Origin of the sequence: Leptothoe sp. LEGE 181152 (assembly GCF_032906605.1) — a bacterium.
Taxonomy (GTDB): domain Bacteria; phylum Cyanobacteriota; class Cyanobacteriia; order Phormidesmidales; family Phormidesmidaceae; genus Leptothoe; species Leptothoe turfae.
Map to the genome: position 1 here is coordinate 1 of NZ_JASATU010000001.1, position 13,025 is coordinate 13,025.

Consider the following 13,025-nt stretch of genomic DNA (forward strand, 5'->3'; position numbering starts at 1 on the left):
TGTGATGCACCTTAAAAACGATGGTTTGTTTTTCAAGGGTTCATCACCTTTCCTCTTTTGGCAATACGTTCAGCGATTCGGCATTGAGCATCGTGCCTTTTATTTGGCCTAAATTTAGGTAATTAATGGTCCCAACAAAGAAATCAGTCCTCAACGGCAATTACCACCTTCAGAAAACAGTCCAATTGTCCCTACGCGTCAATCATCGCCAACTAGCAGAGCTTTAGGGACATCTGATTTCCCCACAAACCGTGGACAAACCAACCATATCTTCGGTAGTGCCCTGAAGGCAAGGATAGCTGAAACTCAATTTTAGAAACGGTTTCAAGGATTTACCGCTTCGTGGACAGAGCTAAGTACTTGAGTAAGGCAGAGGCTGAAACGCCTATTCCGTTTTTCATGCTTTGGTTGCATAGTGGAAAATCCCTGGAAATCGCCCAGATACTTGGAGGCTATTTCAGCGATCTATATCCTTGAAAGGTTTTTATCGTAAAGCTTTTGGCCATCTTTTCCTAAAATGGACTATCCGTAACGGTGTCATTAATGAAGGAGGGGGCAATGTAACACCCAGATCATTTAATTCTCAAACAGGGCTCAATCGAAGTACACGACCTCAAGGAGGCAAATAAGTATGGAAGTTTTGTTGAGTGAGAGAGAAGCTTATACAGCAATGTATGCTTTCTTAGTCAAGCTATATGATAGAACTCAGTCTGATAGAGATAGAAGAGGAAAAAACACAGTAGTGGATAATGTTCATATTATAGAGTGAACCATTGAACCTTTAGATTTTACATTTTCGGTGATTAATGATGACGAAAAAATTTGAGTTTGAATTTGAAGATTATTCGGCTAAAAACAGAATAAAATTTGATTTTAGCGAAGATATGAGTGAGGCGATGGAAATCGCTATTGAGAATGGAATTCCAGTTATTTATGCAAATAGGTTAGCTTATTTGATGCTTGCAAAAGCTTTCATCAGGATGGCTCTTTGTGATTACTCATCTGACTTTCACTTTCACATCCGACAAAATTTTGATGCTCAGAGAGAAGATGCTGCTCGCTTCCATTTTCTAGAATCTGAAGATGAGTGAATGCATTCCTCATTTCAGAGCCAGGTAGGGTAGGCAGTGGCCACTAACACTTTCACAAGACTCCAAATCATCTATTCATCGAGCATTTCTGCCCTATATCAACAACTTTCTCTATCTTTCTCGCAACCTAATGCGATGACCAGCGAGTGTATGTCATCTAACCCAGTTAGTCACCTTATGTCATGGGTGACCATAACCACATTCTAGATGACGGCACCTACACCTACGAAGAAGCCTGTCTCAATGGGCTCGGTGGATTAGCAGCAAGCTTAGGGTGTGTGAGTCACGCATCACTTCCAAGAGCTAAAGCAATACTCCAAAACCCTTGAATTTGTGCGTGACAACGGGTAAACGCGACAGTTTACCTACGACACTCTCGACCATCGCATTGGTGAGCAATGGCTAAGAAGGCTTGGGTCGATCAATTACCTAACAGTTGTCGCAACTGCTTGATGATGTTGCCAGAGGGGCAGGCAGTATCGGTGATGACATCGGCAGAGCCTTAGCGGGCTCCGGGAATGAACTTGTTCCGGCATTGCCCCGTGGAGGCAGACTTCCCACTGGGGCAGTCGATGACCTTAATCCTGCGACTCCGCTACGATCTCAAGGTAATCCAGGTCCCAATAGAGCAGTAGATGCAGATAGTATAGTTGGTAGTTCTCGTAAAGGCCAACAGTCTATATCAGAAGGTAGAAAAATTTCTGCTAATAGTAATAATACATCTGATGCACTAAATAGAAAATTTAGAATTGCTGAAAATGCCCAAGAACGATCTGTTAGAACGAGACAGCTTCCTGACGGTCGAGTTCGTTGCTATGAAGCCGAGGTACCAGCAAGTAAACCTGGACCATCACGAGGTAGATCTCATGTAACAGAATATAATCCACGAACAGGTAGAGTAAGAGAATGGGAAGAAGTTTATGATCATGCTGGCAATATGAATAGAGTGCACCCCAAGACAGAAAATGGACTTCCACTAAACTCACCCCATTTTCCACCAACTGGAAATGAATTAGGACTATGATTTATTCAAAAAAGAACTTTGCAGAAGATTTGAAGAGAAAACTTCAGGGTGATTATAGCGCTGAAGAGCTTTCACAGTGGGCTCACTTATTACGAATAGATAGATATCGTGAAATCGATTTTGAATTAAATTCAATAATTAGACAAATTGACGGCATGGATATGGGGCCAGAATTTGAGCTATCAGAAGAAGAATTGTGGAATCTCGTTGAGGAATTGGAGTCTAATTCATAGATTGATCTTTCAAAACTAAAGGTCCTGAAGTGCCTCCCTTCATTCGGACAGCCAGGAAGGACGCGTGACTAACGCCACTTTTCCAAGGGGACTTCATCCCCCTCTCCATCAACGGCGCAATCATTGATTCTGCTAATGCGTTGCAGGCCTACCCCTGACCCTTCCTGACCTCTCCCTAAAGTCCCTCTCCCAAACTTGGGAGAGGGACTTTGATGTCGGCTCATTATCGGTGATGACATAGGCAAGGCCTTGGCGGGCTCCAGGGATGAACTTATTCCAGCATTGCCCCGTGGAAGTAGACTTCCAACTGGGGCAGTCGATGACCTTAATCCTGCGGCTCCGCTACGATCCCAAGGTAATCCAGGAGTTGGAAGGGCAGGAGATTTACTGGAAGGAGCATCCTCTCCTAGTGTAGGTTCCGCTGGAAACAATATTCCAAATCACTCAAGTCCAGCAGCGAACACCCCTCCTTCTTTACCCAGTCAGAAAACCCAAGAAATATTCGATAGTATTCAGGAAGGCATCGAAAGTGGTGATTTTTCTGTCACAAGAAACCGTCTAAATCCTGATACTTTACAGGAAACGAACGTTACTATTGATTTTGGAGGTGGAAGATCGGTAAACCTAAGAACAGAAACTTATCCTCTTGTTAATGGAGGTGACCCTATACGCCATACTAATGTTGAGGCTCTGAGGAGAAATGCTAGAGGAAAAAATAGACGGATTTTCAATAAGCATATTACGGAGTAGCAAAGAAAGTCTCGAAAAGCCAAACACTCTTTTGACACAAAATAAAAAAGGTATCGCTCTAGAAGATGATGAAAAAATTTGAGTTTGAGTTTGAAGATCTTTCATCACAAAATACAATTGAATTTGATTATGATGAAGAGATAGATGAAGAGTTGAAGATTGTGATTGAAAATGGTATGCCAGTTCTATACGCTAATAAGCAGGCTTATATAGCTTTAGCCAAGACCTTTATAAGGATGGCTCTTGGTGAATACTCTAATGGATTTCATGTTCACCTTAATCAAGACCTTGACGCAGACGAACAGGAGATTATGCGCTGCCATATATGAGGGTAGGTACTGAACATCTCCAGCATCCGAAAGAGCTATCGCTTCTCGCCGTAGGATGGGTTGATGCCAAGAAACCCAGCACTACACATGTATGCTGACGGATGGTCAGGGTAGCGATCGCAGGCAGTGAAATGAGGGCAGCGATCAAGAACATTGTGACTCTCAGTGCGATCGCCCCTTGCCGTATGGGGGGTTAAGGCCAAGAAACCCACCATAATAGATTGAGCGAGTGTCCGCGAGCGGCAAAATTCTCAACCGCATCGTTGATAACAGCTTTATCTACGAACCAACAAGCAGCTGTAGGGTTTGCAGTTGACCCAGGAAGCTATGTGTATGAAATCACTCCACCACCACATGGAGTGAATGTCCAAGCAGCTCTAAATGTTCCTCCGGGACCTTATGGCAAAGATGAAATTACCTTTTATGATGGAATTGACCGTAATTATATTGAAGACTCCAGACAGATTGTTCGTGAAGTAACGACAAACAAAGGAACCGTTTTTGTACTGGGTCCTTACGTCCCATTTTTGTGATAGGGAGAGTAGAAGAAAATGCAGCAACATTCAAAAAGTTTTCAACCCCAAAAAATCGAAGTCACGGATCAAGTGAAGGAAACCGCAAAGCAAAATCCTAATGGATGGGTATATACAGTTGATGCCGAATATGACAAAAATGGTGATGTGCCTTTTGTTGGGATTATAGGCTGGTGGAAAGTTAATACATCAGGAAAGATTTGCAGTGAATTTATTCATAATTCCGAATATCAGCCGCTCAAAAAAAACGAGAAGTGAAACAAAGGCATGTTTAATTGTTCTTACGCCTGGACTGGTCTCGGCAGAATATATAATATTTGGCACGGGTCCGAGCATGAACCTTTTTTCTCTGTAGAGCAAGTCTTTTCTGAAAGTTCAGAAAAATATAAAATTACTGAATGCAATTTTCTTGAAAACGCTCCTCAGAAAATCACAATTAAAGGAGAATTTGAAGATTCTACATTTGTATCTCTTTCCCCAAAGGCAAATCTTATTATTTCCCATGATGGAAATATGATTAGGGTTTGGGATATATCTTCAAAAGATGAGTTGTCTAAGTTTAACAGGACAAGTAAAGTAGTCCATTCATCGTTTGTAAGTGATGATGGTTCAAGACTCTTTGCTAGCTTCAATGATGGATTAACCTATGTATGGAGTCTAGACGAATGTGAATTAGCGTATGCCTTTAAAGGGCTGCTCTCAATACATAAAAGATGCTTTATCCTTTCCCTTGAAAAAAGGGTCATAATATTCACAGATCAGGAATTCAGGAATGTCATAAAGATATTAGACTATGCCACAGGACAAGAGATAAATCGCATTGATTTGTCAGATTACTCACTAGATTACGTTATGTCTTTGTCCATTATTGAAAGGCATAATTTACTTGTAATCGGTAGTCCTAATGGGACTGTAGCTATTTTTGACATGGCAACCAATCAGAGAATTGAATCTATTCAAACAGGTGAAGCTATTGAAACAGTCAAACTAAGTGAAAATGGCAATCTCTTAATAATTGGAAACCGGTATGGAAATATTCGTGTCCTTAATCTTAGCAATGATGCAAACTTGTCTTTGATTAGTGCTCATGGGCGGTCAAGGGTCGAAGCGATTTCGATACTCGATGAGCAAAGGTTTGTCAGTGCTGGATGGGATGGCCGTTTGAAATTATGGACTAGGCAGTGACTGGAATTGATCTTCTTCGGTAGTGTGATACAGTGCGATCGCTCCTCATTAAGATCAGAAAAGCCAGCACAATAACGTGCTCTGAGCCAGCATCACGGCAATATCCTCAACCGCATCGTCTATGACAGTGAACCCCCTAAGACTTTGCTCAGTGGTGTCTAGAAACTGTCACTGGCGGCTACAATCCCGACTTCGACCCCAACCGCCCCATCTTGGACAATCTGCCTCTGCCAAAAGTCGATTGGGGTGAAATCTTACAGACACCACCCGTCAATCTCGAAGATCCGTACCCTGGTGGCTTTGGTGAAGGGCTGCAGCCGGAAGTTGATGACTTTGATGCTGATCCAAGATCTCCTAATCCAGAGCTTGAAAAACCGTTTTTTGAGCCTAATGACTTAGCTGCTCCAGGGATTGACCAACTTTTCGGAACTGGTAATCCCCCCAATGCTAGCGATATTAGAAATCTTGCGGAAAGCCAAAATTTTACGCGAGTTCAGAATCCAAATGGGCCAATAAAATATGTTGATGGCAATGGAGTCATAAGAATAACTATCAAACAGGGTAGTCAGAGAGCACAAGGTAGTGGATCTCCTCATGTTGAGTTGCGTAACGCATCTGGTCAAAGAGTAGATCCATTTGGCAACCCTGTCACTAGAAAAAGCCCTGGCAATCACACACCTATAAACTATGATCTATAAAAACTCTAAGGAGGAGAAATGAAGTTATCCCATTACTATGAATTGCCAGATCTTGAACATGTTTACTTGGAAGACAGCTATGTTCTCAACATAGAAACCCTTGAAACTTGTGTAAAGTTCTTGCTGGATGTTGTCTTAACAAAGGAACATCCAGCATATCGAACTCCACCACATGAAGAACAATATTGCTATAAAAAAGCCTATCTGGAGTTTAATCAAGTAGATAAGGTGAAGTGGATAAATAAGGTGATGATTCCATATTCGGATGCCAGTGGCGAGATCGATTATGGCAATATAGACACTCTAAGCTGTTCTCATGGAAATTACCACTTATCTGGAGATTGGGGAGAGATTGAAATAATCTCTTCTCCTCCAACTATTGAATTCTTGGCTAGTGACAAAAATGAGAGCAAGTAACGCACCGCCTACAATGGCTGTACTCTCCTAGATTGTTACCGCTTGCCCCCAGTTGCAGGAAGTTTTGTCTCCAATAGCAGTCTAGTTCTGAATCTTCCACTTTTCAACGAAGACTGATCAAACGGACGATAGTCAACTATGCTCGACTCAATTAGCTAAACAGGTGTGCTTATGGTAAATCTATATATAATCGTTGTGGACGTGATACTCTCAGGCCTGGGTGGGTTTGGAGCTGGAGCATTATGTATCCTTCTTTTCTTTGGTGATACAACCCCCGAGCACAGGTGGTATATCCTTAGCGTATCATCAGGAATATTCGCTGCAGGCGGTTTTATGAAGGCATTGGACGAAATCCAGTTCTTTCCCTCTCTACTGAGAGTTTTACTATCTCTTTTCAGGAGAAGGTAGCAAATTTCAAGCAGCAGGTAGTATAGGCATTACCTACCTACATTCTTCCGCTCCGGCTACACCGGCAGAGAGCGAGATGACGCGACTGGGTTGATATACTACCGGGCACGCTATTACGACCCGACGGTGGGACGGTTCCTCTCGGAAGATCCGCTGGGCTTTGATGCAGGCGATGCCAACCTTTATCGCTATGTCTTTCATAGTCCCACCAACTACACCGACCCCAGCGGGGAAGCCGCCCTTGTTACTCTAGCAGCCGTAGGCGGCGTCAATGCCATTAAAGCCGTAGGCGGCGCTGTACTCGCGCTAGGGGCAGTCCATCTGCAATAACCAACTGCAATCAGAAGAGACCCGCGAGACCCTTAAAGACTTTGGTCAGAGGTGTCTGGAAACTATCATCACCGGCGGCTATAACCCTGACTTCGACCCCAACCGACCCATCTGGGACAATCTTCCGCTGCCGCAAGTCGATTGGGATGAAATCTTATAGACGCCACCTGTCAATCTCGAAGATCTATACCCTGGTGGCTTTGGTAAAGGACCACAACCAGAGGTTGATGACTCTGGCCCAATGCTAGGTGTCGATTCTAGACCTAACTTTGAACAGCCTTATTTTGAAACTGCTTCAGAGCCTTAAATTCGTGGTGATATAACTTTGAGTGGAGGACGTAGTGGTAACAGAGTAAAAAATCTGACTGGGCCTCCAAATAGTGCAATCAGAGGCAGCGGGGAACGGATTTATGTAACCAATGAAAAGGGTGAGGTTGTTCTTGATATTACGAGAGATAGAGTTAAGCCTGTTATTCCAGGACAAGGGTTTGGGGACAAGCGAGCACCTACACTAAAGGAAATCTCGTTACTCGAAAAAGTCATAAGAGGTGGCTAATGACAAGTTTATTTATGGAAAGTTCTGAGCTTAAGAAATCTCTTCGTATTCTTCGATACTGTTTTACTGCATTGATCCCATTTATCGAGCGTATGAACATTACTTGGATGGAACATGATGCCTATGACGAATGGGAGGCAATAGCATCCACACTTTATGAGCAAATTGTTTTGAGCTACATTCGCTATTCTGTCAAGGAATGTAGTGAAAAAAAATTTCCTGTTTACGATCTTAAATATTCCTCCTATCGGGAAATGGCCTACATTGAAGTAACTTCAAAGGACTCTGATTTGCCTCCTGGTCCATTTGTTGGTTTTCTGGCAACAGAGCCAACTTTCGAGAAGCTAAAGTTTATTGGGCTTCAAGATAGAGAAAATCCACATAGCAATACTATTTTGACAGCAACCTTTGAAGAATGTGAGTTTCAATTGAAGGTACCTGTAGAAGATAATCAGTCTCGACCGTCGCACGAGTGAGCAATGGTTGAGTGCGACAGATGCCGTGCAGCGCACCGTTGGCTATGGCTTTGACGAGCTGGGGCGACTGACCCAGGTGCAAGATACCGATGCGATTACCAGCACGGTGTTGAGCCTTAACACCTATAGCTTTGACGCCCTCGACCGGCTCACCTCCGAAAGCATCACCACGGCACCGTCGGTGCCCCAGGTAGTGTTTGACTACACCTATGATGCGGTCGATAACCTGACCCAGACCACCGACACGATTGCCGGTACCCTCACCGGGACAACGGACTATACCTACGATGCCCTGGACCGCATGACCCAGGTGCAGCAGGGGGGCACAGCGGTGCAGCCCAAGCGGGTCGAGATGGGCTACAACGTCGCCAGTGAGTTGACTTCCCTGGCGCGGTTTGCGGGAGCCGATGGCAATACCCCCATTGCCAGCACTCGCTACAGCTATGACGATAGCGGGCGGCTGAGTCAGCTTACCCATGCCACAGATTAAGTTATTCAGGCATTGTAGTTTTTATCCCTTGAACGAATTCTCCCTGATAAGATACCCCACTAAGATTACTCAGTCATTGCTTGTTCTGTAAGAATATGGAAATAATTCTATCCACTGACATTTCTGATCTAGGGAAAATAACAACCAGCTCAAAATCAATTATTGTAAATATTTTAAATGAAACACTCGCATCAATCCACGAGTATGAATTTTCTTCCCGAATTGGATGTTCACTCGACGAGTTTAAGGAACTAATCAATGATTTTCGTAAGTGGGAAAAACCAAGGCCAAGTGGAGAAGAGTACCTTAAAAAGGGTATTAAAATAGTTTTACCACTCGAAAAGTGGATAATATTTTCGCAAGCAATGAATGCTATCTGCTATGGGGTTAATATACTAAACTTTGAGGAAAAGATTGGTATGAAAAAAAACGCATTAAGAGTTATTCTCGATGATCTCTTAGAGTGGATAGACCATTATGAAAGTTCTGAAAACAGTAGTGGCGATGCTCAGTGATAGCACTGTTCTTGAGGAAGCAGTGTGTACCTATAATGCCTATGGCCAGCGGATTGCTAAGGTAGTCGATGCGAATGGGGAGGGTAGCCATTACCGTGTTCCGCATACACAGCAGGCCCATCAAACACATCAACCACTTCACCATATTGGTCAGGGGCTCACTTCAAACTGATAGTGCCCATCCAGCTTTGCTCTGGTAGCTTCCTGCTCAAACTGGGCTCTCATCTCTGAAAATGACTGCGCTGAATATCGCTCGTCATGAATAAAATCAGCGGTCGATGGAGACGGGGTTGACGCGCCCACAGAAGAGAATTTTGTCTATAACGGTGACCACATTGCTCTGGTCTTTGATGGGGAGGGTAATCAGACTCATCGCTATCTCCATGGGCCGCAGGTTGATCAGGCGCTAGCGGAAGAAACGCAGTGGGTGAAACTCGCTGGACGCTCACGGACCATCAGGACAGTGTCTGCGATGTGATCGCCAACAGTGGCAACATCCTCAATCGCATCGTTTATGACAGCTTTGGCCAGGTGACAAGCGAAACGAATCCCAACTTCGACTTTCGCTTTGGCTACACCGGCAGGGAGCGGGATGATGCGGCGGGGTTGATGTACTATCGGGCGCACTATTACGACCCGGCGGTGGGACGGTTCCTCTCGGAAGACTCGCTGGGCTTTGACGCAGGCGATGCCAACCTTTATCGCTATGTTTTTAATAGTCCGACTAACTACACCGACCCCAGCGGGGAAGCCGCTTTTGCTCCTCTAATAGTCGTAGGCGGCGTCAAAGCCATTAAAGCCGCAGGCGCTGTACTCGCGCTAGGGGCAGGAGGTGTCCTTCTCAATAACCAACTGCAATCAGAAGAGACCCGCGAGGCCCTTGAAGATTTTGCTCAGCGGTGTCTGGAAACTCTCACCGGCGGCTATAACCCTGACTTCGAACCCAACCGACCCATCTGGGACAATCTGCCTCTACCATAAGTCGATTGGGGTGAAATTTTGCAGACGCCACCCGTCAATCTCGAAGATCTGTACCCTGGTGGCTTTGGGGAAGGATCACAGGAAGATTTATCAGACATATTGGGCGAAGCAACAAATCCATTCCCTATACCACAGATAGATCCTAGAGACTTTATTTTTGGTTCTTCTCTGCCACAACCCTCTCTTGAAGATATTACAGTGGGTCCACATGGACCAGATAGACCAATTAGCGACGTCATAGCAAGAGCAAGAGGAGATAGAAAGCCACAAGGAAGATGGTTATCAAGCGAGGCAGGTGAACGCGCTGTCAGTAGTCTTGATACATCTAAAATGAGAGTTGGCCAAGCTTTTTCCGTGCCGATTGCACCAGGAGATGGAATGGTTATTAGAGCTTATAATGATTACCCACCTAGTAATCTTCCAACAAGTGAAAAATATATATCTGATTCAGCTCATAAAGCTGTAGTCATTCTGAGAAGGGATGGATCAATTCATACATTTCCAATAGGATCAGAACATCCTGCATATAATAGACCTGCACCAATGAAATAATCTTATGACAAAAAAGATTAGTCTTCATGTAAGTTATGAAATAAATTCTCTTGGAACATTAGGAGAACTAAATCCACATGGGCTAATGAATGAGCTATTAAGGAAAAACTACAAACATATCGAAATATCTGGGAAGCCAATAGCCAAGATTGCAGATATAATTCCACTTGCTGTTGAATGTGATGCTGAGTTTTTGGTTGAAGGTTATCTTTCATTGAAAGATAACCTTATAAAGGGAACACACAGCTTCGAACATTTTTGTTATCTAAACGATGGAGTTTTAGAAATTCAAGCAAAGATAGATAACTCAAATGTAACGGTGACATATAGCTATTGCCCTAAATTAGATATCATTAATTTAGTTACTCATACCGAGAAGATAACCATAGAACAATATCAATATTTATGGAGGGGAATTGTTTGTGATTTATTATCTGTTCTTAAGAGTATTTAGCTTGCATTAGATTTAATTCGGAATAAATTCACCATTTGACCCAGAAATCGGCAGCCAGCAGGTAGATACTGTTCTAAATCCTACTTGTCAAGCAGGTAGGGTGGGCATTGCCCACCAACATTCCTCCACTTTAGCTACACCGGCAGAGAGCGGGATGAAGCGACGGGATTGATGTACTACCGGGCACGCTACTACGACCCGACGGTAGATCGCTTTATCTCAGAAAACCCGCTGGGCTTTGACGCAGGCGATGCCAACCTCTATCGTTACGTCTTCAATAGTCCCACCAACTACACCGACCCCAGCGGGGAAGCCACCTTTGTTCCTCTCATAGTCGTAGGCGCTGTACTCGCGCTAGTGACAGAAGGCGTCCTTCTCAATAACCAACTGCAATCAGAAGAGACCCGCGAGGCCCTTGAAGACTTTGCTCAGTGGTGTCTAGAAACTGCCACTGGCGGCTACAATCCCGACTTCGACCCCAACCGACCCATCTGGGACAATCTGCCTCTGCCAAAAGTCGATTGGGATGAAATCTTACAGACGCCACCCGTCAATCTCGAAGATCTGTACCCTGGTGGCTTTGGTGAAGAGATTCAAGATCTTGGGTCATTTTCATTACCTCCTTTTGGAAGTGGATTAGATTCAGTTGATCCAACAGATTTTGTGTTTAATGCAAGTGAATGGGCTGAGGGAGTGGCTCAGCATTCATGGGAAAGACATAATGGTGCAGATTTCAGAAATATAGGCATTAACTCTGAAAGTCAGCTAGCAGAGTCAGTAGATAGCACCATCAACTTTCCTGATTTAATAGCTAATGACCGAGTAAGAGATGATGCTACTGGATATTGGAGTGGAGTAGAACGTATAATTGTGATCGAGCATCCTAATAGTTCTAGTAGTCCTTCAACCGCTTTTCCTAAGACTTCTGAAGCTGAGGCCCAAAGTATTTTATTCGCGATGGCTTCCAAGATGTGGGGCCAGGGTATTAATTCATTTCACTTAAACTTGAATTAGAATAATTAAGGCAGGCAAGAAAATGAAATTATCAAGGCAAGAACTTGAGCTTTTAGAAGACATTCAAAGTGTAATGAAAGAGTCTTCTATAAATGAAGATTTTCTAGGGCGAACGGGATTTTCGCTCGACGAAATGAAGATTGAGGTTTCAACTGGAAATCAATTAGAATCTCAAAGTGAGATTCAGTTTATTCTATCCCTTCTGAATGTGTTTCTAAGTGACTATGAGTGGCTCCCAAAGGGAGAAGGAAAATATTTAGAAAAGTACTCTGCTGACAAACTCATGCAAAAAATTGAGCAAGTTTACAAAAGTACTCATCAGAAGACTAAGCAAACCTTACATAAATCTTGGCCATTCATGATTACGGAGGAAATTATAGTCTCCCTGAATTTAAGTTCATCAGCTTTAGACTCAGATGAGTTATATTTTTCGTTTAGAATCTCGCCTGTAGGAGATAAAAGGCTCTATTATGTAGACTCTCACAGAGTTCTTATAGGTAAAAGTTCAGACTTTAATCGTGAAGTAGAACACTTGATGGATTTCTTCAGTGCTATTTTAGAGCATGATATAAATGTAGAAATGATTCATACTATACATGGTTATAATGCTCTTTATTTTGTAAAAGTGCAATTTGCAGATGATTTTTTTTCACATTTGTTAGGTTCTCGTGAACTCCTAATGAACTTTATGTTTCTCCCGCATAAGCTTAAAAAGCTATCGAGAAAGTCCTATATGGGTTGTTTGATAGTAATAACTTTTGAGGATATCGCGAGAGCCATAAGAGCTTTGAAGAATATTTTAGAAGAACGTATAGAACAACCGTAGATAGCAAGTGTAGCTGGATAAGGTGTGCACGTTTAGCAGACAGTAGTAGATACTGTTCTGAATCCTAGTTATCAAGTAGCTGGCAAAAGTTGATTGGGGGCAAAGGGTTTTCCAGATTTGAGTACCCCATAAATGGCTCTGATAGGCTTATGCATCAGTGCTC

General features: G+C 43.3%; 18 protein-coding genes and 2 pseudogenes. 19 read left to right on the forward strand and 1 reads right to left on the reverse strand.

The window, feature by feature from the left end:
* Positions 1-806: 806 nt before the first annotated feature.
* From QGP82_RS00005 to QGP82_RS00020, 4 genes are all read left to right on the forward strand, one after another.
* Complete coding sequence (locus tag QGP82_RS00005) at positions 807-1,091, forward strand: hypothetical protein (RefSeq protein ID WP_250565021.1); 285 nt, start codon at positions 807-809, stop codon at positions 1,089-1,091.
* 1,020 nt (positions 1,092-2,111) lie between these two features.
* Positions 2,112-2,348, forward strand: a complete 237-nt coding sequence (locus tag QGP82_RS00010; protein ID WP_163666199.1) for a hypothetical protein — start codon at positions 2,112-2,114, stop codon at positions 2,346-2,348.
* Between the two features lie 265 nt (positions 2,349-2,613).
* Positions 2,614-2,763, forward strand: a complete 150-nt coding sequence (locus QGP82_RS00015) for a hypothetical protein (protein WP_499056540.1) — start codon at positions 2,614-2,616, stop codon at positions 2,761-2,763.
* A gap of 400 nt (positions 2,764-3,163) precedes the next feature.
* Positions 3,164-3,427: a hypothetical protein gene (locus QGP82_RS00020; RefSeq protein ID WP_163698487.1), complete on the forward strand. Its 264-nt coding sequence runs from the start codon at positions 3,164-3,166 to the stop codon at positions 3,425-3,427.
* 35 nt (positions 3,428-3,462) lie between these two features.
* Here QGP82_RS00020 and QGP82_RS00025 read toward each other — a convergent pair whose 3' ends face one another.
* Positions 3,463-3,642, reverse strand: coding sequence for a hypothetical protein (locus QGP82_RS00025; RefSeq protein WP_499056542.1), 180 nt, complete (start codon positions 3,640-3,642; stop codon positions 3,463-3,465).
* A 48-nt stretch (positions 3,643-3,690) separates the two neighbouring features.
* On the opposite strand from QGP82_RS00025, the gene QGP82_RS00030 reads away from it, so the two are divergent.
* The 15 genes and pseudogenes from QGP82_RS00030 (at position 3,691) to QGP82_RS00100 (ending at position 12,862) form a co-directional block, all read left to right on the forward strand.
* Positions 3,691-3,960 (forward strand): hypothetical protein, encoded by a 270-nt coding sequence (locus QGP82_RS00030; protein ID WP_499056543.1) that lies wholly within the window; start codon positions 3,691-3,693, stop codon positions 3,958-3,960.
* A gap of 18 nt (positions 3,961-3,978) precedes the next feature.
* Complete coding sequence (locus QGP82_RS00035) at positions 3,979-4,218, forward strand: hypothetical protein (RefSeq protein ID WP_499056544.1); 240 nt, start codon at positions 3,979-3,981, stop codon at positions 4,216-4,218.
* Between the two features lie 9 nt (positions 4,219-4,227).
* Positions 4,228-5,145, forward strand: coding sequence for a WD40 repeat domain-containing protein (locus QGP82_RS00040; RefSeq protein WP_499056546.1), 918 nt, complete (start codon positions 4,228-4,230; stop codon positions 5,143-5,145).
* 212 nt (positions 5,146-5,357) lie between these two features.
* Entirely contained in the window at positions 5,358-5,843 is a 486-nt protein-coding gene (locus QGP82_RS00045) for a hypothetical protein (protein WP_499056547.1), read from the forward strand.
* A gap of 18 nt (positions 5,844-5,861) precedes the next feature.
* Positions 5,862-6,260, forward strand: a complete 399-nt coding sequence (locus QGP82_RS00050; protein WP_163698476.1) for a hypothetical protein — start codon at positions 5,862-5,864, stop codon at positions 6,258-6,260.
* Between the two features lie 471 nt (positions 6,261-6,731).
* Positions 6,732-6,998: pseudogene (locus tag QGP82_RS00055) on the forward strand (RHS repeat-associated core domain-containing protein); the annotation flags it as partial.
* 555 nt (positions 6,999-7,553) lie between these two features.
* Positions 7,554-8,030, forward strand: coding sequence for a hypothetical protein (locus QGP82_RS00060; protein ID WP_163698470.1), 477 nt, complete (start codon positions 7,554-7,556; stop codon positions 8,028-8,030).
* 7 nt (positions 8,031-8,037) lie between these two features.
* Positions 8,038-8,520, forward strand: a complete 483-nt coding sequence (locus QGP82_RS00065; RefSeq protein WP_499056549.1) for a hypothetical protein — start codon at positions 8,038-8,040, stop codon at positions 8,518-8,520.
* Positions 8,521-8,615: 95 nt separating this feature from the next.
* The gene (locus QGP82_RS00070) at positions 8,616-9,035 is read left to right on the forward strand and encodes a hypothetical protein (RefSeq protein ID WP_499056550.1); all 420 of its coding nucleotides are present in this window, start codon (positions 8,616-8,618) and stop codon (positions 9,033-9,035) included.
* Positions 8,998-9,207: a hypothetical protein gene (locus QGP82_RS00075; RefSeq protein ID WP_499056551.1), complete on the forward strand. Its 210-nt coding sequence runs from the start codon at positions 8,998-9,000 to the stop codon at positions 9,205-9,207. The genes QGP82_RS00070 and QGP82_RS00075 overlap by 38 nt, the downstream gene beginning before the upstream one ends.
* A gap of 251 nt (positions 9,208-9,458) precedes the next feature.
* Positions 9,459-10,016, forward strand: a complete 558-nt coding sequence (locus QGP82_RS00080) for an RHS repeat-associated core domain-containing protein (RefSeq protein ID WP_499056552.1) — start codon at positions 9,459-9,461, stop codon at positions 10,014-10,016.
* An 18-nt stretch (positions 10,017-10,034) separates the two neighbouring features.
* Entirely contained in the window at positions 10,035-10,568 is a 534-nt protein-coding gene (locus QGP82_RS00085) for a hypothetical protein (protein WP_499056554.1), read from the forward strand.
* Positions 10,569-10,572: 4 nt separating this feature from the next.
* Entirely contained in the window at positions 10,573-11,022 is a 450-nt protein-coding gene (locus tag QGP82_RS00090) for a hypothetical protein (protein WP_499056556.1), read from the forward strand.
* Between the two features lie 138 nt (positions 11,023-11,160).
* Positions 11,161-12,036: pseudogene (locus QGP82_RS00095) on the forward strand (RHS repeat-associated core domain-containing protein); the annotation flags it as partial.
* Positions 12,037-12,058: 22 nt separating this feature from the next.
* Complete coding sequence (locus tag QGP82_RS00100; RefSeq protein ID WP_499056557.1) at positions 12,059-12,862, forward strand: hypothetical protein; 804 nt, start codon at positions 12,059-12,061, stop codon at positions 12,860-12,862.
* Positions 12,863-13,025: the final 163 nt, after the last annotated feature.

Coding starts and splice junctions, on each gene's coding strand:
- QGP82_RS00025 (WP_499056542.1), bottom strand. CDS start 3,642: ATGGTGGGTTTCTTGGCCTTAACCCCCCATACGGCAAGGGGCGATCGC.
- QGP82_RS00100 (WP_499056557.1), top strand. CDS start 12,059: ATGAAATTATCAAGGCAAGAACTTGAGCTTTTAGAAGACATTCAAAGT.
- QGP82_RS00035 (WP_499056544.1), top strand. CDS start 3,979: ATGCAGCAACATTCAAAAAGTTTTCAACCCCAAAAAATCGAAGTCACG.
- QGP82_RS00090 (WP_499056556.1), top strand. CDS start 10,573: ATGACAAAAAAGATTAGTCTTCATGTAAGTTATGAAATAAATTCTCTT.
- QGP82_RS00050 (WP_163698476.1), top strand. CDS start 5,862: ATGAAGTTATCCCATTACTATGAATTGCCAGATCTTGAACATGTTTAC.
- QGP82_RS00060 (WP_163698470.1), top strand. CDS start 7,554: ATGACAAGTTTATTTATGGAAAGTTCTGAGCTTAAGAAATCTCTTCGT.
- QGP82_RS00040 (WP_499056546.1), top strand. CDS start 4,228: ATGTTTAATTGTTCTTACGCCTGGACTGGTCTCGGCAGAATATATAAT.
- QGP82_RS00010 (WP_163666199.1), top strand. CDS start 2,112: ATGATTTATTCAAAAAAGAACTTTGCAGAAGATTTGAAGAGAAAACTT.
- QGP82_RS00075 (WP_499056551.1), top strand. CDS start 8,998: ATGAAAGTTCTGAAAACAGTAGTGGCGATGCTCAGTGATAGCACTGTT.
- QGP82_RS00020 (WP_163698487.1), top strand. CDS start 3,164: ATGATGAAAAAATTTGAGTTTGAGTTTGAAGATCTTTCATCACAAAAT.
- QGP82_RS00070 (WP_499056550.1), top strand. CDS start 8,616: ATGGAAATAATTCTATCCACTGACATTTCTGATCTAGGGAAAATAACA.
- QGP82_RS00015 (WP_499056540.1), top strand. CDS start 2,614: ATGAACTTATTCCAGCATTGCCCCGTGGAAGTAGACTTCCAACTGGGG.
- QGP82_RS00005 (WP_250565021.1), top strand. CDS start 807: ATGATGACGAAAAAATTTGAGTTTGAATTTGAAGATTATTCGGCTAAA.